The following is a 22,210-nucleotide window of genomic DNA, read 5'->3' as shown; positions in this document are numbered from 1 at the left end:
GCGTTTCCCCGTGGGTGGTCAGATGGTCAGGCGGTCTTGCGTGCCGCGCGCTTGGCGAGGAACTCCTCCATCATCCGGGCCGGTTCGCCGGTGGCGTAGGCCGCGCGCTGATTGCGGATGCCGGCGGCGAGGCATTCACGGAAGCTCTCCTCGGTGACCTCGCGGAAGCGGGCCTTGTTGAGGCGCATGGCGACCGGCGGCTTGCCGGCGAGCTCCTCGGCCAGCGCGAGCGAGGCCTGCATCACCTGCTCCTTCGGCACGATCCGGTTGATCAGGCCAATGCGGAAGCACTCGTCGGCATCCATCATCCGGCCGGTCAGGGTCAGATCGATGGTGCGGGCGATCCCGATCATCTCCTTCATGATCCAGGGGCCGGTGACCGAGGCGATGCCGGAATTGATCTCGGGCTGGCCCATGGTGACCCCGGCATGGCCGATGCGCAGGTCGCAGAGCAGCGCCACCTGGAAGGCGGAACCAGCAGCGACGCCGTTGAGCGCCGCGATCAGCGGCTTGGAGAGCGAGCGCATGCGGTCATAGAGCCGCTCCCATTCCCCCATCCAGAGCTCCGCGCGGTCGGGATCGAAGGTCTTGGTTTCGTTGAGGTCCTGGCCGGCGCCGAAGGCGCGCTCGCCGGCACCCGTCAGGACGATGGCACGGACGGCCTCGTTCGCCTCCAGCTCGTCGAAGCAGGCGACCAGCCGCTCGCGCATCGGTGCGTTCCAGGCATTCAGGATCTCGGGGCGGTTGAGCGTGATGATGCCGACCGCGCCACGCAGCTCGACCAGAACAGAGTCCTTCATAGCGCTCTCCGATGAGTTTTTATTGCAATGCGATAATTTCTATTGCTTATTCTGCGCGAACGACCCAGCTTGTCAAGATCGTTAGCCGCAGCCATTGATCGCGCCGAGGAGAGCAGGCCCGATGACGATGCCCGAAGAGAGAGAGACCGGCCGCAAGCGCGCGACGCAGCCGCCCGATCAGGCCGGCCGCAAGGACGACGCGCTGATGGTCAATTCGGTCGAGAAGGCGTTCCGGGTGCTCTCCGCCTTCGGCCGCCAGCACCCGACGCTCAACCTGTCGCAGGTCGCCTCCGAGACGGGGATGGATGTCAGCGCGGCCCAGCGCTTCACCCATACGCTCACCAGGCTCGGCTACTTGCGCAAGGATGCGCAGACCAAGCGCTTCGAGCTGACCGCCAAGACGCTCGATCTCGGCTATCATTTCGTGCGCAGCAGCCGCCTGCTCGACCGGGCGATGCCCTATCTCATGCATCTCAGCAAGGAGACGGAGGAGACGGTGAACCTCACCGTGCGCGAAGAGACCGAGATCATCTTCGTCTCGCGCTTCCTGAGCCGGCACGTCCTCAACACCGACGTCATCATCGGCACGCGCATGCCCGCCTATGCCACGGCACCGGGCATCGCGATGCTGTCGCGCCTGCCCGAGAGCGAGGCGATGGCGATCATCGATGCGTCCGACCGCAGGGCGCATACGCCCTCGACGACCTGGGAGCGCGAGGCCCTGCGCGAGAAATTGCGCCAGTCGGCCGCCCAGGGCTACGCGACCGCCTTCGAGGAGGTCTATCTCGGCGATGCCTCGATCGCCGCGGTGGTGGTCGACCATCACGGCCGCCCGGAGGCCGCCGTCAATATCGCGACCTCGACCTCGCGCTACAGCCACGAGGAGGTCGTCTCGCGCTTCTCCTCGCTGGTCATCGCCGCCGCCCACGCCATCTCGCGCGTCTGAGGAAACCAGGCCGATGGCCTTGACAGGACATTATTTGATTTATCAAAATCCACGAACTTCTATTGCATTGAGATAAACCTGAGGTCGCATGGACCGTTCGCAGGCCCAGTTCCGTCGCGTGGCATTTCGGAGCGGAGCGGCGGTGACCCTCAGCTTCGACGGCCTGCCGATCCGCGCGACCGCCGGCGACAGTGTGCTCGCCGCGCTTCTGGAGAACGGCGCCCTTGTTCGCCGCCTCGAATTCGGGGCCGTGCCGCGCGCCGGCTTCTGCCTGATGGGGGCCTGCCAGGATTGCTGGGTCTGGAGCGCCACGGGCGGCCGGATCAGGGCCTGCACCACGCCCGTCGGCGAGGGGATGGAGCTTTTCGCCGAACCGCAGGCGATGGCCGGCGCCCATGGCTGAGATCGTCATCATCGGAGCCGGACCGGCCGGGATCAGCGCGGCCGAAATCCTCGTCGCGAACGGACTGAGGCCGATCCTGATCGACGAAGGCGCACGCGCCGGCGGACAGGGCTATCGCCGGCCGGCCGACGACCTCGCGCTCGACATGAACAAGCTGATGGGCTCGGAAGCCGGCCGATACGCCGCGCTGCACGCACGTTTTGCGGCGCTCCGTCCCCAGATCGATTACCGACCCCAGACGCTGGTCTGGGCGATCGACGGCAAGCGCCTTCATCTCTTGCGCGACGGCCGGGCCGAGACGCTCGACTGCGACAGGCTCCTGATCGCCAGCGGCGCGATGGACAGGATCGCACCGCTACCGGGTTGGACGACGCCCGGGGTCTTTACGCTCGGCGGGGCGCAGGTTGCGCTCAAGGACCAGGGCTGCCTGATCGGCAGCCGCGTCGCCTTCCTGGGTTCCTCGCCATTGCTGACGCTGGCAGCGAAACAGTACCGCGCCATGGGCGCCGAGATCGCGGTGATCGCCGATACGACGCCATTCGCCGCCAAGCTTGCCGCGATGCCGGCGCTGCTCGGCGCGCCCCGCACATTGCTGCGCGGCCTCTGGTACATGGGGGCGGCTTTGCGCGCGGGCATCCCGATGCTGAACGGCGTGACGCCAATCGCCGTCGAGGGAGACGGCCGTGTCGAGGCTCTCGTCCTGCGCGACGGCAGTGGGCGGGAACAGCGCTTTGCCTGCAATGCGATCGCGCTCGGCTATGGCCTGAAACCGGAGACGCAACTCGCCGATCTCGCCGGGGCGGACTTCGCCTACGACCCGGATTTCCGTTTGTTCCTGCCGAAGATCGACGGCTTCGGCCGGGCGCGGCCGGGGCTCTACCTCGCCGGCGACGGCGTGCGGATCGGCGGCGCCGATGCGGCCGAGGCCAGCGGCGCGCTTGCCGCCCATGCCATCCTCTCCGATCTCGGGCGAATGCAGGATATCGCGGCGATCAGGCCGCTGGCGCGGCGGGTCGCGCGATTGCGCCGCTTCCAGCGCGGGCTGGCGCGGGCCTTCGCCTGGCCGAAGCAGCAGATCGCCGCCCTGCCCGATCCGGTCATGCTCTGCCGCTGCGAGAACGTCACCATCGGCGAGGTCCGTGCCGCCATGGCGAAGGCGCTCGGCCCGATCGAGGTCAACCGCGTCAAGGCGATGACCCGCTGCGGGATGGGGCGCTGCCAGGGCCGCGTCTGCGGACCGGCCCTGCAGGAGATTGTCGCGGCCGGAACAGGCCACGGCGGCGAAGCCGCCGGGCGCCTGCGCGGACAGGCGCCGGTCAAGCCGATCGCGCTCGCCGCCGCGGAAGAACCGGCATGAGCGCTCAAACGACCGATGTCGCGATCGTCGGCGGCGGGCTGATCGGCGCCTGGACCGCCTTCTTCCTCGCCCGGCGCGGCCAGCGCGTGACGCTGATCGAGAAAGGCGTCGTCGGCGCGCAATCGAGCGGCGTCAACTTCGGCAATCTTCGTCTTCAAGGCCGCTTTCCCGGCCAATATCCGCTGTCGCTGCGCTCGCAGGCGCTGTGGGAGGATTTCGATGCGCTGATCGGCGAAGGCTGCGAGTTCGAACAGACCGGCCATCTCTACCTCGCCTATGACGAGGAGGAGCACGCGAAGCTCGAAGGCTATGCGAAGGTCTCCGAATCCTACGGTCTGGCGATCGAGCGGGTCGGCCCGGCCGACCTGCGCCGGCGTTGGCCCTGGCTCGGCGAGCGGGCTGTGGCCGCTACGTTCTCGGCACGCGACGCCACCGCCAATCCACGGCTGGCGACCCCCGCCGTGGCTCGGGCGGCGGCGAGACATGGCGCCACCGTCCTGGAGAATATGCGCGTCACGGCTGTCGATCGCGAAGGCGACGGGTTTTCGCTGACGCTGGCCGATGGCGGTCGGATAAGCTGCAGCGCGCTGGTCAACTGCGCCGGCGCCTGGGCGCTGGAGATCGCCGAGCGCTTCGGCGAGACGGCGCCGGTCTTCCCGGCCGGGCCGCCGCAATTCGTGACCGAGCCTTTCCCCTACCGTATCGAGCCTTCCGTGCAGGCGATCGACGGCTCGGTGATCTTCCGCCAGATCCCGCGGGGCAACATCATCCTCGCCGGCTATCCGCGCACGGCGGCCGATCCGCAGGCGAACCGCGCGCCGGTGCCCCCAGCCAAGACTCTCGCCGCGATGCGGGCGCTCGCCCGCGTCGCGCCGATGCTGGCGCAATGCCATGTCATCCGCGTCTGGTCCGGCATCGAGGCTTATCTGCCGGACATGATCCCGGTGATCGGCCCTAGCGGGACGATGCTCGGCCTGTTCCACGCCTTCGGCTTCTGCGGGCATGGCTTCCAGATCGGTCCCGGCGTGGGCCTGTGCCTCAGCGAGATGATCGTCAACGGCGAAACACCGACGCCGCTGGAACCGTTCGCGATCGAACGCTTCCGCACGGCTGCGACGGTCAGCGAGAAGTTCAGGAAGGAGTTCGACTGAGAGGCCAGCCTAGCGGGACCGCCGAGCCGGCTATATGACGGATCCATGGCCCGCCTCGCCGTCAAGATTCAGCTTGTCCTGCTCGCCCTGCTGGCTTTCGGCTGGCCCACCCTCGGCACGGCCGAGGGGCGCCGCGTCCAGATCATCACCTCGTTCCCGTCCTCCTTCTTCGAGCCGTTCCGCACTGCCTTCCGCAACAGGCATCCCGGCATCGCCGTCGAAATCGTGCAGCGCAAGACCACGGCGGCCGTCATCGACATCCGCACGCATAAGCGGCCCGAGGCCGACCTGTTCTGGGCCTCCGCACCCGATGCCTTCGAATTGCTGAAGCGTGCGAACCTGCTGGCACCGTTGCAGCCGAGGGCCACCGGCGCGCCCGAGACCATCGCCGGCTATCCAGTCAACGATCCCGATCATCGCTATCTCGGCTTCGCCGTCTCGGGCTACGGGCTGGTCTATAATCCCGCCTATCTGACGGCGCGCGGCCTGCCGGTGCCGCGCAACTGGGCCGATCTCGCCGCGCCGGTCTATGCTGGCCATATCGGCCTGACCTCACCGGCCCGCTCCGGCACCACGCATCTGATGGTCGAGGCTCTCCTGCAATCCCTCGGCTGGGAGCGCGGCTGGGCGCTGTGGTCGGCGATCGGCGGCAATCTCGCGACCATCACGGCGCGCAGCTTCGGCGTCACAGCCGGAGTCGCGCGGGGCCGCTTCGGCATCGGCATTTCCATCGATTTCCTGACCGAAGCCAGGACGACCGAAGGTGAAGGCAACCGCTTCGTATTGCCGGGCGAGACCTTGTTCGCACCCGCCAGCATCGCAAGGCTCGCGACCTCACCCAATCCGAAGGAGGCGGAGCTCTTCATCGATTTCGTGCTCTCGCCCGAGGGTCAGAAGATGCTGCGCGAGCCGCGCATCGGGCGCCTCGCGGTCTCACCCTCGGCCTATGGGCCCGACGAAACGCCGCCGCATCTCTCGGAGACCGAGGGCATCTTCAACCGCACCGGCTTCGATGCCGGCCTCTCGGCCGGGCGCTACGAGCTGGTCAACCTGATCTTCGACGAGTGGATCACCTTCCGCCGTACCGAGCATGCAAGGCTGTGGCGTGGCCTGCAGGCGATGGAAGCGGCACTGCTCACGCGCCCCGACGAGCAGGCTGCCAAGCTCCTGACCCGGGCGCGAGTTGCCCTGACGCAACCGCCGGTCTCCGCTGCCGAACTCGAAGAGCCCGGGCGGTTCCAGAATATCGTCCGCGTGCCGCGCGGCCTGCCCGTGCCCGAGGCGCAGGCGCGGATCGAAGCCGGTATCAGGACTGCGATCGCGGCCCGCGCGACGGAAGCCGGCGACAGCCTGCAACAGGCAGCCGAGCGGCTGGCGACTTTAGGCTGGCGCGATGAGAGCCTGACCGGGGCGCAGCCATGACGCCCGCCTTGTCCAGGCGGCGCTTCGGCATCGGCGGGCGCCTGATCGCGGCTTTCCTCGGTGTCGGCCTTTTCGCGGTCGGCGCCGGCATCGTCGGCGTCATCTCTTATGAGCGATTGAGCAAGGAGCTGGCGGCCATCGCCCGCGAGCATCTGCCGGGCCTCGCCTCGGCCGCACGGCTGGCGGAGGCGAGTGCCCGCGTCATCGCCGGCATGCCGGAGCTCGCCAATGCCGAACGGCGCGACAGCTATGATCGCGGAAGGCGTGTGGTCGGCGAGCGCTTGGGCGAACTCGACAAGGTGCTGTCCGAGCGGGCCGGCAGTGGCTTCGACGCACCCGCGCTGACCGCCGTGGCGGCCGAAATCCGCCGCAATCTCGGCGCGATCGACGACGTCTCGGGGCGCCGCTTCACGCTGGCGGAGCGCATCCGCGGCGTCAGCGAGGAATTGCGCTGGCTCCAGGCCGACCTCATCGACGAGATCGAGCCGCTGACCGACGATGCCCGCTTCAATATCGATACGGCACTCGGCCAGAGCGGCAACGAGGCGTCATCCTCGGCCAAGCCGAACACGATCCGCGAGGAGACCCGGAAGAGCGAAGCGCTGATGACGCTCAACGCCCAGGCCAACCTGATCGTCGGCCTGTTCGGGCGGCTCGGCACGGTGCAGACCCGCGAGGACATGGAGCAGACCGGCCATGTCATCGGCGAGGCGGTCGACCAGCTCGAGGTCGAGGCCAAGGCGCTCGCCGGCTGGCCCGACACGATCACGGTCCGGCAGATCACGCAGCGCCTGATCGGGCTGGCGGATACCACGACCGGCCTGCCCGGCCTGAAGCGTGCGGAGCTTGCCGCGCTCGCCGATGCTCAGCGCCTGATCTCGGAGAGCCGCCGCCTCGTCACGGAACTCGGCACGCTGGTCTCGCAGGAGGTGCAGCGGACCGAGGCCGTGGCGAAGGAGGCCGCCGACCGCTCGGCCGAGGCGATCCGGCTCGGCCGCAACCTGCTGCTCGCCATCGCGGCCGCCTCGCTCATCGGCGCGTTGCTGATCGGCTGGTTCTATGTCCGGCGCCATCTCGTGGCCCGCCTGCGCGTCCTGACCGAGGCCGCGACCAGCATCGCCAGCGGTCAGTCCTCGGCGCTGCTGCCGAAGGCCGGCAATGACGAGCTCGGCGACCTCACCCGCGCGCTCGCCGTCTTCCAGCAGACCCGCGACGACCTGATCCAGGCGGCCAAGCTTGCGGCGCTGGGGCAGATGGCGGCGGGCCTGAGCCACGAACTCAACCAGCCGCTCGCCGCGATCCGCTCCCACGCCCATAACGGCGCGCTGCTGCTGGAGCGCGGCCGGCCCGAGGAGGCGCAGAAGGCCATCGATCGCATCCAGGCGCTGACGACGCGGGCGGCCGACCTGATCGCGCATCTCAGGCGCTTCGCCCGCAAGCCCGGCGTGGTACTGGCGCCAGTCGCCGTCGGCGACGTCATCGAGACAGCGCTGTCGCTGTTCGGGCCGCGTTTTGACGCCGAGCGCGTGGCGCTCACGCGCGACCTGCCGGCCGGGCGACTGCATGTCCATGCCGAGGAGATTCGGCTGGAGCAGGTGCTGGTCAATCTGGTCGCGAATGCGTTCGATGCCGTGGCCGGCATGGAAGGCGCCAGGATCGCGATCGGCGCGCGCCGGTCCGGCCACACGGTCGAGATCTGGGTCGCCGATAGCGGCCCCGGCATCGACCGGGCGCATCTGGAGCGCATCTTCGACCCCTTCTTCACGACCAAGCCGGTCGGCTCGGGGCTCGGCCTCGGGCTTTCGCTGTCCTACAACATCATCAAGGACCTCGGCGGCACGCTTGCCGTCGCCGAGACCGGTCCCGAAGGCACCCGCTTCCTGATCACCCTCGAAGGGACGACAGCCCACGTCATGGCCCCGCTGGAAATCGACGCATGAGCGCTCCCAAGATCGTCCTCGTCGATGACGATGCCGAGGTGCTCGAAGCCTGGCGATTGACGCTGGAACTGGAAGGCTTCGCGGTCGTGGCCAAGCGCTCCAGCGATGCCGCGCTGGCCGAGCTCGGCCGCGATGCCCCCGTCGTGCTGGTCAGCGATGTCCGCATGCCCGGCCGCGACGGTTTCGGGCTGCTTTCGGCCGTGACCGCGATCGATGCCGAAATCCCCGTCGTGCTGATCACCGGCCATGCCGATGTTCCCATGGCAGTGAAGGCAATTCGCGAAGGCGCCTGGGATTTCGTCGAAAAGCCGGCCGACCCCGTCCGCCTGATCGAGACGATCCGACGCGCCAGCGAATACCGCCGGCTGATCATCGAGAACCGCTCGCTCAAGGCCGGTGCCCATCCCGAGGACCCATGGGCGGCCCGCGTCGTCGGCCATTCGCCTGCGGTCGCGCGCCTGCGCAGCCGGCTCGCCTTGCTGGCCGATGCCGATACCGACGTGCTGCTCTTCGGCGAAACCGGCACCGGCAAGGAAGTGGCGGCCCGCGCGCTGCACGACCTCGGCAATCGCCGCGGCGGGCGCTTCGTCGCGGTGAATTGCGGCGCGATCCCCGAGACGATGATCGAGAGCGAGCTGTTCGGCCATGAGGCCGGCGCCTTCACCGGGGCGCGCGAGCGCCGGATCGGCAAGATCGAGCATGCCAGCGGCGGCACGCTCTTCCTCGATGAGATCGAGTCGATGCCTATGGCGGCGCAGGTGCGCCTGCTGCGGGCGCTGCAGGAGCGCCGGATCGAGCGTCTCGGCTCCAACAAGGAGATCGCCGTCGATATCCGCATCGTTGCCGCAACCAAAAGCGACCTCGCCGCGCTCGCCAAGGCGGGTGGCTTCCGCGAAGACCTGGTCTACCGGCTGAATGTCGTGACGCTGCGCCTGCCACCCCTGCGCGACCGGCGCGAGGATATTCCGCTGCTGTTCCAGCACTTCCTTACGCTTGCCGCCGCCCGCGTCGGCCGGTCGGCCCCGCCGCTCGGGCGCGACCTGTTGCAGCGGCTGACGCGGCAGGATTGGCCCGGCAACGTCCGCGAATTGCGCAACGCGGCCGAGCGCAGCCTGCTCGGCATGGACGAGGATTTCGACGATGCGGATGCCGGTGCCGCAGCATCAGACGGCGCGGAGCGTACGCTGGAAGAACTGGTTGCCATCGCCGAGGCTGAAGGGATCGGCGCCGCGCTGAAGCGCCATAACGGGCGCATCGGCGTCACGGCCGCAGCCCTCGGCATCACCCGCAAGACGCTCTACCTCAAGATGCGCCGCTATGGCTTGAGCGGCACGGCGGCGCTTGCGGACTGAGTGGTCGAGGTTCGTGAGTTAGGGTTCTTAGAAGCACGCCGTCATCCCGGGCTTGACCCGGGATCCACTTCAGAACGCTTCCGTTTGAGGCTCCGGCATGGATCCCGAATCTCCGCTTCGCTGCGTCCGGGATGACTCGCGCTTAATGCTCAACACGCCTTCGATATCGCCCGATGTTACCGCAATGACCCATCGGGGATGTTGATTGGTTACCGCCATGCCCCCGAAATTGGGTATCTGAAGACCCTACCTTCCGAATTCCGCAATGGAATCAAAGCCGCCGACACTTGGCATCACCGTTGCTGAGAAGAAGACATCGACCTCGACGTCGAACAGAAAAAACGCTTCGGAGGAAATCATGCTCAATCGCAGGCTCGCGCTCGCGGCCACCCTCGGCCTGTCGCTCAGCGCCTCATTCATGACCATCGCGCTGGCGCAGGCGCCCGCCGGCAAGGTCACCGTGGTGACCTCCTTCTCCAAGGACGTCACCGACCCGATCAAGAAGGCCTTCGAGAAGGCGGTTCCGGGCGTTACGCTCGAAGTGCAGAACCGCAACACCAATGCCGGCGTGAAATACGTCGAGGAGACCAAGGCCAATAATCAGGTCGACCTGTTCTGGGCCTCGGCGCCCGACGCCTTCGAGGTGCTGAAGGGCAAGAAGCTGCTCACCGCTTACAAGCCCAAGGCGACCGGCATCCCCGAGAAGATCGGCTCCTATCCGATCAACGATCCGCAGGGCTTCTATGTCGGCTTCGCCGCCTCCGGCTACGGCATCATGTGGAACGACCGCTATGCCAAGGCCAACAAGCTGCCCGAGCCGAAGGACTGGCAGGACCTCGCCAAGCCCGTGTTCTACGACCATGTCTCGATCGCGGCGCCGTCGCGCTCTGGCACGACGCACCTGACGATCGAGACGATCCTGCAGGGCGAGGGCTGGGACAAGGGCTGGCGCACCATCAAGGAGATGGCCGGCAATTTCCGTTCCATCAGCGAACGCTCCTTCGGCGTGCCCGAGCAGGTCAATTCCGGCCAGGTCGGCGTCGGCATCGTCATCGACTTCTTCGCCTTCTCGGCCCAGGCCTCGGGCTTCCCGGTCAAGTTCGTCTATCCGAGCGTGACGACCGTGGTTCCGGCGAATGTCGGCATCATCGCCAACCCGCCGAACAAGGCCGCGGCCGAAGCCTTCATCGAATTCCTGCTCTCGCCCACCGGCCAGGAAGTGCTGCTCGAGCCCGGCATCCGCCGCCTGCCGGTCAACCCGGCCGTCTATGCCAAGGCCGGCGCCGACTACCCGAACCCCTTCACCGATCCGCGCTTCCAGAAGATGATCGGCTTCGACGTCGACAAGTCGGAGGGCCGCACGGCGGTGGTCGACACGCTGTTCGACCAGATGATCTCCTTCCAGCTCGACGGGCTGAAGGGCGTTACCAAGGTGCTGCACGAGGTCGATGCGGCGCTCGCCAAGAAGCCGAACGACAAGGCCAAGGCGCTGGCCGACGAGGCCCGCGTGCTGATCGCCGCGATGCCGGTGAGCGAGGCGCAGGCCGCGAGCCCCGAACTGCGCGGCGCCTTCACCGGCAGCAAGGAAAAGGGCGCCCGCCAGGCCGAGGTCGAGGCGCAGTGGGCAAGCTTCGCCCGCGACAACTACGCCAAGGCCAAGGCCAAGGCCGAAGAGGCGCTCAAGGCGGCGAAGTAAGTCGCTCGCGGGTCTTCGTGATCGCGGGTGTCATCCCGTGCGCGCTGCAGCGTGAAACGCTGCGGCGCAGACACGGGACCGCGCGACCAGTAGGCGCCTTTTCCTGACAACGGTCCCGTGTCTGCGCAGCGGCATTCGCATGCCGCAGCGCGCACGGGATGACAGCCCGGCCGCATCTCATGACAGCCATCCCCACCACAACGGCCTCGCGCCGCCCCCGCCGCATCGCCGGCACGCCCGGACAGATCGCGCTGGCGCTGGCGATCGCCGCCTTCCTCCTGATGTTCCTGGTGTTGCCGGTGGCGACGGTGATCTATGTCGCCTTCACCGAGAAGGGCACCTCGACCTTCACGCTGGTGAACTTCTACGATTTCGTCCGCACCGAGCTGTTCATGCGCTCGTTGTGGAACTCGTTCTATGTCTCTGCGATGTCAGTGGTCTGGGCCTCGGTCTTCGCCCTGCCGCTAGCCTATCTCACGACGCGTTTCGTCTTCCGCGGCGCGGCCATCGTGCAGACGCTGGGCTTCCTGCCGCTGATCATGCCGCCCTTCGTCGGCGCGGTGGCGATGCAGCTCTTCTTCGGCCGCAACGGCTCGGTCAATCTGCTGCTCGACGACTGGTTCGGTTTCAAGATCGATTTCATGGAGGGGCTGAACGGCGTCATCTTCGTCCAGTCCGTCCATTATTTCCCGTTCATCCTGATCAACCTCTCAGCAGCTTTGCGCAATGTCGACCGCGCGATGGAAGAGGCCGCGCAGAATCTCGGCTCGTCGGGCTTCCGGCTGTTCCGCCGGATCGTCTTCCCGCTGGCGATGCCGGGCTATCTCGCCGGCGCCTCGCTGGTCTTCGTCAAGGTTTTCGACGATCTCGCGACGCCGCTCCTGCTCAACGTCAAGGACATGCTCGCGCCGCAGGCCTATCTCAGGGTGACCTCGATCGGCATCGCCGACCCGATGGGCTATGTCATCTCGGTCGTGCTAATCATCGCCTCCGTGCTGGCGATGTGGCTCTCGGCGCGAGCCTTGAAGGGGCGCGACTATGCCACGACGCAGCGCGGCGGCGGCGGCCTCGCCAAGCGGGTGATGACGCCGATGGAGGCCGTGTTCGGATACGGCATCGTCATCCTGATCCTGGCGCTGGTGCTGGCGCCGCATCTGGGCCTGCTGCTGCTGTCCTTCGCCACGATCTGGTCGTTCTCGCCGCTGCCCGATGCCTTCACCACGGCGCATTACGCCCGCGTCTTCGGCGAGAGCTCGATCTACATCAAGAACACGCTGATCTATGCCTCGATCGCCGGCGGCATCGACGTCGTGCTCGGCGTCGCCATCGCCTATCTCGTGCTGCGCACCAGGCTGATCGGCCGCGAATGGCTCGACTGGATGGCGTCGGCCGCGCTCGCCATCCCCGGCGTGGTGCTCGGTATCGGCTATCTCAGGACGTTCTACGGAATCACCCTGCCGGACGGGACCCCGCTCGCGGCGCTCTGGATCACCATCGTGCTGGCGCTGGCGATCCGGCGCCTGCCCTATGCGCTGCGCGCCTGCTATGCGGCGCTCCAGCAGATTTCGGTCTCGCTTGAGGAAGCGGCCGAGAACCTGGGAGCCACCAAGGCGCGCACGGTCCGGCGCATCGTCGTGCCGCTGATGGCGGGCGGCATCCTCGCCGGCTTCGTCACCTCGTTCTCGACGGCCGCCGTCGAGCTCTCGGCAACGCTGATGCTGGTGCAGTCCAACTCGGACGCGCCGCTGGCATACGGGCTCTACGTCTTCATGCAGTCGGCGGCGGGGCGCGGTCCCGGTGCCGCGCTCGGCGTCGTCGCGGTGATCCTCGTCGCGGCCTGCACCTTCCTCTCCCATCTCATCATCGAACGCAGCCAGAAGGCCAAGGGAATGGGCCACTGATCATGAACGCGACCGTCTCCCTGACCACGCCCGCCGTCTCCGTCGACATCGAAGGCGTCAACCTGTCCTACGGCACCAACCATGTGCTCAAGGACGTCAACCTGGCGATCGAGCCCGGCGAGTTCTTCGCCTTCCTCGGCCCCTCCGGCTGCGGCAAGACCACGCTGCTGCGCCTGATCGCCGGCTTCAACCATGCCGATACCGGCGAGGTCCGGATCGGCGGCAAGCCGATCACCGACCTGCCGCCGTGGAAGCGCGATGTCGGAATGGTCTTCCAGTCCTATGCGCTTTGGCCCCACATGACGGTGCGCCGTAACGTCGCCTTCGGGCTGGAGGAACGCGGCGTGAAGCGCGCCGAGGTCGAGCGGCGGGTCGAGGCGGCTTTGGGCCTCGTCGGCCTTAGCCATCTCGCCGAGCGGCGGCCCTCGCAGCTCTCGGGCGGTCAGCAGCAGCGCGTCGCGGTGGCGCGGACTGTAGCGGTCGAGCCCAAGGTGCTGCTGCTCGACGAACCGCTCTCCAATCTCGACGCCAAGATGCGCGTGCAAGTGCGCCGCGAACTGCGCGACCTGCAGCAGCGGCTCGGCCTGACCACGATCTTCGTCACCCACGACCAGGAAGAGGCGAACACGATCTGCGACCGCATCGCCGTGATGAATGACGGCATCGTCCAGCAGGTCGGCACGCCGATGGAGCTTTACGAGCGGCCGGCGAACCTGTTCGTCGCCGGCTTCCTCGGAACAGCGAATATCCTTGGCGGCAAGCTCACGGGCAGCGGCGGGACCCGAGTCTTCGAGATCGAGGGCGGGACGCGGGTGCCGGTTCCGGCCAATGCGCAGGTGCCGGAGGGTGCCAAGTTGGTCTTCCGGCCGCAGCATGCCAGTCTCGGTGATGCGGGCCCGGCCAGCGATGGGATGCTGGCTCTACCCTGCATCGTCGCCAATCGCGAGTTCCTCGGCGCGAGCGTGCGCTACGGCGTCCGTATCGGCACGACAGAGGTGGCGGTCGACGTGCCGTTCCAGTCCGGCAGTGGATTGTTCGAGGTGGGGAGCAGCGCGACGCTCAGGCTGTCGCCGCATGCGCTGCTGTGGCTGGCGGCTTAGGAGCGACGACCCTTGTCATTCCGGGGCGCGCCGCAGGCGCGAACCCGGAACCCACGACTTGGTGGGATATTTGCTGCGCGGTTGTCGGTGGCTCGCCCGGTCGTGGGTTCCGGGTTCTTCGCTTACGCGAAGCCCCGGAATGACAAGTGTTTGCGCCCAGCCGAGCAACAACGCCAGCTCACCCCCGCTGTTCGGCCTTGTCGCGCGCTCGCGCCTCGGCACTCCGTTCCGAAGCCGGACCGTAGCCGCCGGCGCCGGGCGTGATGATCTCGACGATCTGGCCCTTTTCCAGCGCGCCGTCGCCCTTGAAGAAGGGCACGACGCCCTCGCTGAAGGCGAAGGAACCGCCCCGCCCCTCGCCGCCACCGGCGAGGCCCCAAGGCCGCGAGGTCAGGCGCGAATTGTCGACGCTCAACCGGCACGGCGCTTCCGCCCGGTAGACGCGCCTGAGCCCCATGCCGCCGCGCTGGCGGCCGTCCCCGCCCGAACCATCGACCAGTTCGTAGCGCAGCAGGGTCAGCGGGTATTCCAGCTCCAGCGCCTCGACCGGCAGGTTCGAGGTGTTGGTCATATGGACATGGACGCCGTGGAGCCCGTCCTTGTTGGTGCGGGCGCCGGAGCCGCCGCCGATCGTCTCCAGATAGACCCAGAGCTCGCCGCTGCCGGGCTGCTCGCCGGCGAATGTCGCGGATGCCACCGCGCCCGAGCAGGCGGCGATCACCCGATCCGGCACGGCCTGCGCGAGCGCGCCATGGATCAGGTCGACCACGCGCTGGCAGGCGGCGATGCGGCCGTTGACGGCGGCCGGGTGCACGCAGTTCAGCACCGTGCCTTCCGTCGCGGTGATCGTAAGCGGCCGCGCCAAACCCGCATTTGGCGGGATGGTCGGGTCGGCCACGGTCTTGACCGCGTAATACACCGTCGAGAGCAGCGCGGTGTAGACCATGTTGAAGCCCGCCCGCATCTGAGGCGGCGAGTCGAAGGCGAGGGTCATCTCCTCCCCCGCGACGGTGATCGCCACCGAGAAGGTCAGGGCCTCGTCGATCTCGGGGTTGTCGAAGGAATCGGAGAAGCGATAGGTGCCGTCGGGGATCGAGGCGATGCCGGCGCGCATCTTGCGCTCGGCATAGTCCTGCAAGGCCTTGCCGGCGGCAAGCACCGTGTCGCGACCGTATTTGTCGCAAAGCGCGCGCAGGCGCTCGACGCCGAGGCGGTTCGCCGCCATCTGGGCGCGCAGGTCCGAGAGGCGTTCGCGCGGGACCTGGCAGTTGAGCAGGATCAGCTCCTGCATGTCCTTCATCAGCACGCCGCCGTCATAGAGGCGGATCGGCGGGATGCGCAGGCCTTCCTGATAGATATGGGCGTGGCCGCGATCGGCGAAATCGGAGTGGTGCGCCGTGTTGACCGCCCAGGCGATCATCACGCCCTCGTGGAAGACCGGCTCGGCCAGGACGATGTCGGGAAGGTGCGTGCCGCCGCCCTCGTAGGCGTCGTTGCCGATGAAGACGTCGCCCGGCTTCATGTCCGCCACCGCATGGCGCTTCAGGATATGCGGGATGATGCCGATGAAGGAGCCGAGATGCATCGGGATGTGCTCGGCCTGGCAGAGCGTCTGGCCTTCGACGTCGAAAAGCGCGGTCGAGCAGTCGCGGCGCTCCTTGATGTTGGTCGAATAGCTCGCCTTGACCAGGGCCTCGCCCATCTCCTCGGCGATGGAGGCGAAGGAGGAGCCGATGACCTCGACGGTGATCGGGTCGACGCTGACGGATGCGGTCGCGGTCATCACGGCATCTCCAGGATCAGGTTGAGATAGGGCTCGACGGTGGCCGTCATGCCCGGCAGCAGCACGGTGGTCGAATCCATCTGCTCGACGATGGCCGGGCCGGCGAAGCGATTGCCCGACTTGAGCTTGTCGCGGTCGTAAATCGGGCAGGCAACGAAGCCGCCGGCCTCGGGGAACCAGACCTCGCGGCTGCCGATGACAGCGTGGGACGCATCCGGCCCGGCATTGGGCTCCGGCCGGAAGGCGGCCTTGGGCACGAGCCCGACCGCCTCGACGCGATAGGTCACGAGCTGGACCGCCTCGCCCTCGGCGACGAAGCCGTAGAGCCGCTTGTGCGTGGCGGCGAAGCCTTCCGCCAGCGCGGCCACGGTCGCCGGCGTGATCGGCCCGTCCGGCACGTCGATGCCGAGTTCGTAGTTCTGGCCGTGATAGCGCAGGTCGGCGGTTCGCTTCAGCCGGCGATCGACTGAGGCGACGCCCTCCTCCGCGAACCAGTGCTCCGCCTGCTCCTGCAGGGCGACGAAGATCTCCGCCATGTCCGGGACCAATGCTTCGGACAGCGTCGCGAGCCTGGTTGTGGCGAAATTGGCGCGCAGGTCGGTGAGCAGCAGGCCGAGCGCGCAGCCGATGCCGGGATTGCGCGGCACGACGATGCGCTTCATGTCGAGTTCGCGCGCGAGCCTTGCCGCGTGCAACGGCCCGGCCCCGCCGAAGGCGACCAGCGCATAGTCCCGCGGATCGTGACCGCGCTGGACGCTGATGAGGCGGATCGCCTTGGCCATGTTGGCCGTGACGACCGAGATGATGCCCTGCGCCGTCGCCATCACATCGAGGCCGAGTTCGTCGGCCAATCGGCCGATGGCCTGTTTCGACAAGCTCTGGTCAATCGGCATGCGGCCGCCGAGCAGATGCGTCGGGTTCAGGGTCTGGAGCACGACATTGGCGTCGGTCACGGCGGGCTCGGTCGCGCCGCGCGCATAGCAGACCGGGCCGGGATCGGCGCCGGCCGAGCGCGGCCCGACCTTGAGCAGGCCGCCGGAATCGATCGCGGCGAGCGAGCCGCCGCCGGCGCCCACCGTGTGGATATCGAGCATCGGCGCCTTGATCGGGTAACCGTGGACATTGGCTTCGGACGCGAGCTTCGTCTCGCCGTCGTCGAGCAGGGCAACATCCGAGGAGGTGCCGCCCATGTCGAAGGTGATCAGGTTCGGGATGCCGATCATGGCGCCGATCGCCTGGCCCGCGACGACGCCGGTCGAGGGGCCGGAGAGCACCGTGCGCACCGGCAATCGCGCCGCCATGTCAAAGCCGATGACGCCGCCATTGGACTGCGTCAGATGCGGCACCGCCTTCAGGCCAAGCTCCTGCAGGCGGTCGGCGAGGCGGCGGATATAGCTTTGCATCACCGGGCCGAGATAGGCGTTGACCACGGCGGTCGAGATGCGCTCGTACTCGCGAAACTCGGGCGCGACCTCATGCGAGGCGCAGATAAAGGCCTCGGGGAACTCCTCGGTAACGACGCGCTTCGCTGCCTCCTCGTGCTCCGGCCGGACGAAACCGTAGAGGAAGCCGATGGCGACCGCCTTGACGCCCTCCGCCTTCAGCGCCCGCGCCGCCTGCCGGACGGCGTCCTCGTCGAGCGGCGTCTCGACCGAGCCGTCATGGCGGACACGCTCGGCGACGCCGAAGCGCAGATCGCGCGTGACCAGCGGCGGCGCCTTGTCGGCCTGGAGATCGTAGAGGTCCGGCCGCTTCTGCCGACCGATCTCGATCAGGTCACGGAAGCCTTCGGTGGTGATGAGCCCCGTCTTCACGCCGCGATGCTGGATGAGCGCATTGGTGCCGACCGTGGTGCCATGGCCGAAATAGACGATGTCTTCGGGACTGGCACCGACGCGCTCGACGCCTTCCTGCGTGCCGCGCGCGATGGCGCGGGAGGGATCGTCAGGGGTCGACGGCACCTTCCAGACCGCGACCATGCCGGTCGCGTCGTCAAACAGGCAGACATCGGTGAATGTGCCCCCGGAATCGATCCCGATCCGCCACGCCATCTCTGCCTTCCTCCCGTTACAGCATCGCCGCCTCGGCAGGCTGCGACGCCGGCTCCCAATATGGCAAGCGAAGCGGCGGCGATGAAAGCGCCGTCGACGCCGAACATCTCTTCGATCAGCGCAGGACTGGCTCGGCGCAAGACTCGTCGGGCCTACGAAGGGCGTTGAGCTTGGTCTATACCGGACACCTCGTGCCGCCGACCGCCCCTTCCCGCCACCGCCGGAGCCTTCGTGATGGGCATCACCATCGAGACCATCGAGCTGGACCCGTCCCTTCCCGCCGCCAGCGACGTCGTCGTCATCGGCGGCGGCATCATCGGCATCACCACCGCGCTCTTCCTGGCGCGCGAGGGCATCTCGGTCACGGTCTGCGAGAAGGGCGAGGTCGGGCATGAGCAGTCCGGGCGCAACTGGGGCTGGGTGCGCGTCATGGGGCGCGATCCCGGCGAGATCCCGCTCGGGCTCGAAAGCATGCGGCTCTGGGAGGATATGGACCGGCTCGTCGGCGGCGATACCGGCTTCACCCGCTCCGGCATCGTCTATGTCGCCGACACCCCCGCCAAGCATGCCGAGCAGGAGGCCTGGCTCGAGCACGCGAGGACCTACCAGCTCGACTCCCGGCTCCTGAGCACGCGCGAGATCGACACCGTCCTGCCCGGCGGCAAGCGCGCCTTTGCCGGCGCCATGTTCACCCCGAGCGATGCCCGTGCCGAGCCGCAGAAGGCCGTTCCGGCGATGGCGCGGGCGCTGCGCCGGCATGGCGGCACCGTGCTGACACGCTGCGCCGTGCGCGGCATCGAGACGACTGGGGGACGCGTCAGCGGTGTCGTCACCGAGCGCGGCCGGATCGCCTGCCAGCGCGCCGTGCTGGCAGGCGGTGCCTGGTCGCGCCTGTTCCTCGGCAATCTCGGCATCGACCTGCCGGCGCTCAAGATTCTGGGCTCGGTGTTCCGGACCGAACCGCTCGACGGCCCGCCGACCCATGCCGTCGGTGCTTCCGACTTCGCTTTCCGCAAGCGGCAGGACGGCGGCTACACGATCGCCCATCGCGGGGCGAGCGTCGCCGAGATCGTGCCGGACAGCTTCCGGCTGCTCTTCGATTTCCTGCCGTCCTTCGCGAAGCAGCGCGATGAATTGCGGCTCAGGCTCGGCGCGCGCTTCCTCGAAGAAGCCCGTACGGAGAAGAGCTGGGCGCTCGATCAGGAAACGCCGTTCGAGCGCAACCGCATCCTCGACCCCAAGCCGTCCGAGGGCATTTTGCAGGAAGCGCGGCGCAACCTGATCGCCGCCTTCCCGGGTTTTGCCAGCCTCAAGGTCAAGGAGAGCTGGGGCGGATTGATCGATGCGACGCCCGATGCCGTGCCGATCATCGGCGAGGTGCCGCGCCTGCCCGGCTTCTTCCTCGCGACGGGCTTCTCGGGCCATGGCTTCGGCATCGGCCCGGGCGCCGGCCGCCTGATCGCCGATCTGGTCAGCGACCGCACACCGCTGATCGATCCCAAGCCCTTCCGGCTGGAGAGGTTCGCGCGGCTGGAGCGGACGACACGGACGAGGTGAGACGGCCGCTCAGGCGAGCGCCGCCTCGTCCATCGAATAGGCCGAGAAGAAATTCGTGCCGCCCGGATAGCATTTGAAGCCGCTGAGGCCTGTCACCATGGCATAGCCCTGCGAGCGCCAGGCGAGGCCGACGAGCGGTGCCTGCTCCAAAGCGAACTTCTCCAGCTCGGCATAGATCGCCTTGCGCTTGGCCGGATCGAACTCGGCGCGGCCCTTGGCGAAGAGCGCATGGATCTCGGGCGTCGGGATCTGCCAGCTGCGCGCCATGTTGGGCGGCAGGTCGCCGTCGATCAGCGGGGCAAGGCCGTCGGGGTCGTTATTGTCGGCGGTCGTGCCCTGCACCATAAAATCGTAACGGCCCTTGCCGGCCAGGTCGACGCGCGCGGCCCAGTCCGGCAGGTTCAGCGTCACCTGGATGCCGATCTCGGCGAGGTTGGCCTGCACGACCTCGGCGGTGGATTTGTGCATGCCGTATTGCGCGGTCGAGAGCAGCGTGCAGGTGAAGCCGTTCGGCACGCCGGCCTCGGCCATCAGCTTCTTCGCCTTGGCCGGGTCGTAGGTCCAGAACTCGGAGCGGCCCTTGTCGAAATAGGGGCTGCTCGATGCGATCGGGATGCCTTGCAGCTTGCTGCCGCGGCCGAAGAAGGCCGCCTGCACGATGTCCTCGCGGCGGATGGCGTGCGCCACCGCCTGGCGCAAACGGACATCCTTGAACGGCCCGGCACCGCCGTTGAAGTTCAACCCCATGAAGGGCCCGTCGACCGCGACGAGCCGCAGGCGCGAATCCTTCTCGATCGTGCCCATCGATTGCCAGGGCACGTATTCGATCAGGTCGACATCGCCGGCCTGGAGGGCTGCGACGCGCAGGTTCTCGTCGGCATAGGCGACCAGCTTGATGCCGTCGAGCTTCGGCAGGCCGGGCTTGTAGTATTTGTCGAATTTCGCGACCTCGATCGAGGCGCCGCGCTCCTGCGCCTTGATCATGAACGGGCCGGCGCCGACGCCGAGCCCGGCACGCCCCTCGATCGAATCCTTGGCGATGATCGGCATATGCGGGCTGGCGAGCCAGATCGGCAGCGTCACCGTCGGCTGTTTCATGACGATCCGGACGGTGCGCGAATCGGGCGTATCGATGCGCTCGACGCCGCCGAACTCGGCCTTCATGAAGGCGGTCGAGTTGGGGGCGGCGACCTGCTCCAGCGTCCATTTCACGTCTTCGGACGTGACCGGCTTGCCGTTCTGGAAGGTCGCCTGGCGCAGTTTGAAGACCCAGGTCGTCTCGCCCTCGCGCGCCCAGGATTCGGCGAGCTCAGGCCTGACCTCGCCCTTCTCGTCGAAGCCGGTCAGCCCCCGGAAGATCAGGAGCTTGACCGTGAGCGCCGCCGTGCCGGTATGGAGCCAGGGCTGCAGGCTGGGCGGGAAACTCGACAGGCCGAAGCGGAGCACCTTGCCCGCCGCCTGGGCATGGGCGCGCAGGCCCATGAGAGGCAGGGTTGCACCGGCGGCGAGCACGGTACGGCGAGAGACCGGCACCATCGAATACCCCTCCCTGTTTTTGGCGGCTCGAACGGCCGAAGGGAAAGAATGATTTCGTGTGCGAGCTTGTCAATGCCTTCCGTGGCTCGCGAAACTCCGGTGCGGGCGCGCTGAAGTTGCAGGCACGATGCTGCGGCGCAGGCCGGCGCCGCCCTGGCGCCGCGGCCCGCCGGCCCGGCGCTTGACACCCGAGCGAAAGACTCTCTAGCATCCTTAATTACAAGATATATTCTTTAATTACGGATTATTCTTGCAAGGAGGGGAAACGCCGATGAGCGGGACGGATGAAGGCAAAAGGCTTCTGCTGAAGGGTGGACTGGTCGGCGGCCTCGCACTGGCTGCGGCCGCGAGCACGGCCCGGGAGGCCGCGGCGCAATCGGCGCCGAACAGCCTGCTGCGCACGGTGCTGGATCGCGGCAAGCTGATCGTCGGCACGGGCTCCACCAATGCGCCCTGGCATTTCGAGGACGAGAAGGGCCAGCTCGTCGGTATGGACATCACCATGGGCCGGATCCTGGCCAAGGGGCTGTTCGACGATGCCAGCAAGGTCGAGTTCGTCCGGCAGGACGCGGCCCAGCGCATCCCCAACATCAATACCGGCAAGGTCGACATCGTCATCCAGTTCATGACCATGTCCCCGGCGCGCGCGCAGCTCATCGCGTTCTCGCGCCCCTATTATGTCGAAGGCATCGCCCTGCTGACCCGGCCGGACAGCGACAAGAAGAGCTTCGACGCGCTGCTCAAGGCGGGCTCCTCGGCCCGCGTCTCGATCCTGCAGAACGTCGATGCCGAGGCTTCGGTGAAGAAGGTGCTGCCGCAATCGACGGTGATGCAGCTCGACAGCCAGGCCAACGTCATCCTGGCGCTCGACTCCAAGCGGGCGGATGCCGCTGCGGTCGATCTCTCCACCGTCTGGTGGCTCGCCAAGCGCCATCCCGACAAATATGCCGATGCCGGCAAGTCCTGGAACACGATGCTCTACGGCGCCGGCATGAAGCAGGGCGACCCCGACTGGGTGCGCTTCGTCAACACCACCTTCGACATCGCGATCTTCGGCCATCAGAACGAGCTCTACGACGCGGCGGTGAAGGATTATTTCGGCGCCGAGCCGCCGCAGCGCCAGCCCGGCCTGCCCCGGTTCTGAACGTTCCACGCTTCGCAAGCGGAAGGGCGTCACGCGCCCTTCCGTCCCTGTCGCCCGGTTATGGTACCGGG

16 protein-coding genes are annotated in these 22,210 nt (G+C 67.6%); 12 read left to right on the top strand and 4 right to left on the bottom strand.

Annotated features, from left to right (window positions below; all coding sequences use genetic code 11):
* Positions 1-26: 26 nt before the first annotated feature.
* Entirely contained in the window at positions 27-800 is a 774-nt protein-coding gene (locus ACWIEX_RS09290) for an enoyl-CoA hydratase/isomerase family protein (protein ID WP_454032771.1), read from the bottom strand.
* 121 nt (positions 801-921) lie between these two features.
* Here ACWIEX_RS09290 and ACWIEX_RS09285 point away from each other — a divergent pair, with 121 nt between their 5' ends.
* The 10 genes from ACWIEX_RS09285 (at position 922) to ACWIEX_RS09240 (ending at position 14,068) form a co-directional block, all read left to right on the top strand.
* A complete protein-coding gene (locus tag ACWIEX_RS09285) occupies positions 922-1,746 on the top strand; it encodes an IclR family transcriptional regulator (protein WP_454032770.1) in 825 nt (274 codons plus the stop codon).
* A gap of 142 nt (positions 1,747-1,888) precedes the next feature.
* On the top strand, positions 1,889-2,149 hold the full coding sequence (locus ACWIEX_RS09280; RefSeq protein WP_454032769.1) for a (2Fe-2S)-binding protein: 261 nt from the start codon (positions 1,889-1,891) through the stop codon (positions 2,147-2,149).
* On the top strand, positions 2,142-3,506 hold the full coding sequence (locus ACWIEX_RS09275) for an FAD/NAD(P)-dependent oxidoreductase (RefSeq protein WP_454032768.1): 1,365 nt from the start codon (positions 2,142-2,144) through the stop codon (positions 3,504-3,506). The genes ACWIEX_RS09280 and ACWIEX_RS09275 overlap by 8 nt, the downstream gene beginning before the upstream one ends.
* Positions 3,503-4,657 carry an NAD(P)/FAD-dependent oxidoreductase gene (locus ACWIEX_RS09270; RefSeq protein ID WP_454032767.1) on the top strand — a complete coding sequence of 385 codons (1,155 nt, stop codon included), beginning with the start codon at positions 3,503-3,505 and terminating at the stop codon, positions 4,655-4,657. The genes ACWIEX_RS09275 and ACWIEX_RS09270 overlap by 4 nt, the downstream gene beginning before the upstream one ends.
* Before the next feature lie 45 nt (positions 4,658-4,702).
* The gene (locus ACWIEX_RS09265; protein WP_454032766.1) at positions 4,703-6,079 is read left to right on the top strand and encodes an ABC transporter substrate-binding protein; all 1,377 of its coding nucleotides are present in this window, start codon (positions 4,703-4,705) and stop codon (positions 6,077-6,079) included.
* Positions 6,076-8,019 (top strand): ATP-binding protein, encoded by a 1,944-nt coding sequence (locus ACWIEX_RS09260; RefSeq protein ID WP_454032765.1) that lies wholly within the window; start codon positions 6,076-6,078, stop codon positions 8,017-8,019. Before ACWIEX_RS09265 ends, ACWIEX_RS09260 begins: the two co-directional genes overlap by 4 nt.
* Complete coding sequence (locus ACWIEX_RS09255; protein WP_454032764.1) at positions 8,016-9,371, top strand: sigma-54-dependent transcriptional regulator; 1,356 nt, start codon at positions 8,016-8,018, stop codon at positions 9,369-9,371. Before ACWIEX_RS09260 ends, ACWIEX_RS09255 begins: the two co-directional genes overlap by 4 nt.
* A 358-nt stretch (positions 9,372-9,729) precedes the next feature.
* Positions 9,730-11,067 carry an ABC transporter substrate-binding protein gene (locus ACWIEX_RS09250; RefSeq protein ID WP_454032763.1) on the top strand — a complete coding sequence of 446 codons (1,338 nt, stop codon included), beginning with the start codon at positions 9,730-9,732 and terminating at the stop codon, positions 11,065-11,067.
* Positions 11,068-11,246: 179 nt separating this feature from the next.
* On the top strand, positions 11,247-12,968 hold the full coding sequence (locus tag ACWIEX_RS09245; protein WP_454032762.1) for an ABC transporter permease: 1,722 nt from the start codon (positions 11,247-11,249) through the stop codon (positions 12,966-12,968).
* A gap of 2 nt (positions 12,969-12,970) precedes the next feature.
* On the top strand, positions 12,971-14,068 hold the full coding sequence (locus tag ACWIEX_RS09240; RefSeq protein WP_454032761.1) for an ABC transporter ATP-binding protein: 1,098 nt from the start codon (positions 12,971-12,973) through the stop codon (positions 14,066-14,068).
* Positions 14,069-14,246: 178 nt separating this feature from the next.
* Here the strand turns inward: ACWIEX_RS09240 and ACWIEX_RS09235 are convergent, their stop codons facing one another.
* Positions 14,247-15,851, bottom strand: coding sequence for a hydantoinase B/oxoprolinase family protein (locus tag ACWIEX_RS09235; protein WP_454032760.1), 1,605 nt, complete (start codon positions 15,849-15,851; stop codon positions 14,247-14,249).
* A complete protein-coding gene (locus ACWIEX_RS09230) occupies positions 15,851-17,902 on the bottom strand; it encodes a hydantoinase/oxoprolinase family protein (RefSeq protein ID WP_454032759.1) in 2,052 nt (683 codons plus the stop codon). The genes ACWIEX_RS09235 and ACWIEX_RS09230 overlap by 1 nt, the downstream gene beginning before the upstream one ends.
* Positions 17,903-18,133: 231 nt before the next feature.
* On the opposite strand from ACWIEX_RS09230, the gene ACWIEX_RS09225 reads away from it, so the two are divergent.
* Entirely contained in the window at positions 18,134-19,459 is a 1,326-nt protein-coding gene (locus ACWIEX_RS09225) for an NAD(P)/FAD-dependent oxidoreductase (RefSeq protein WP_454032758.1), read from the top strand.
* A 9-nt stretch (positions 19,460-19,468) separates the two neighbouring features.
* On the opposite strand, the gene ACWIEX_RS09220 is transcribed toward ACWIEX_RS09225, so the two are convergent.
* The gene (locus tag ACWIEX_RS09220; protein ID WP_454032757.1) at positions 19,469-20,995 is read right to left on the bottom strand and encodes an ABC transporter substrate-binding protein; all 1,527 of its coding nucleotides are present in this window, start codon (positions 20,993-20,995) and stop codon (positions 19,469-19,471) included.
* A 271-nt stretch (positions 20,996-21,266) separates the two neighbouring features.
* Between ACWIEX_RS09220 and ACWIEX_RS09215 the strand changes: the two genes are divergently transcribed.
* The gene (locus ACWIEX_RS09215; protein ID WP_454032756.1) at positions 21,267-22,139 is read left to right on the top strand and encodes a transporter substrate-binding domain-containing protein; all 873 of its coding nucleotides are present in this window, start codon (positions 21,267-21,269) and stop codon (positions 22,137-22,139) included.
* Positions 22,140-22,210 lie beyond the last annotated feature (71 nt).

It is taken from the genome of Allobosea sp. NPDC055353 (assembly GCF_053644975.1).
This window is presented reverse-complemented; position numbering and strand designations above follow the sequence as displayed.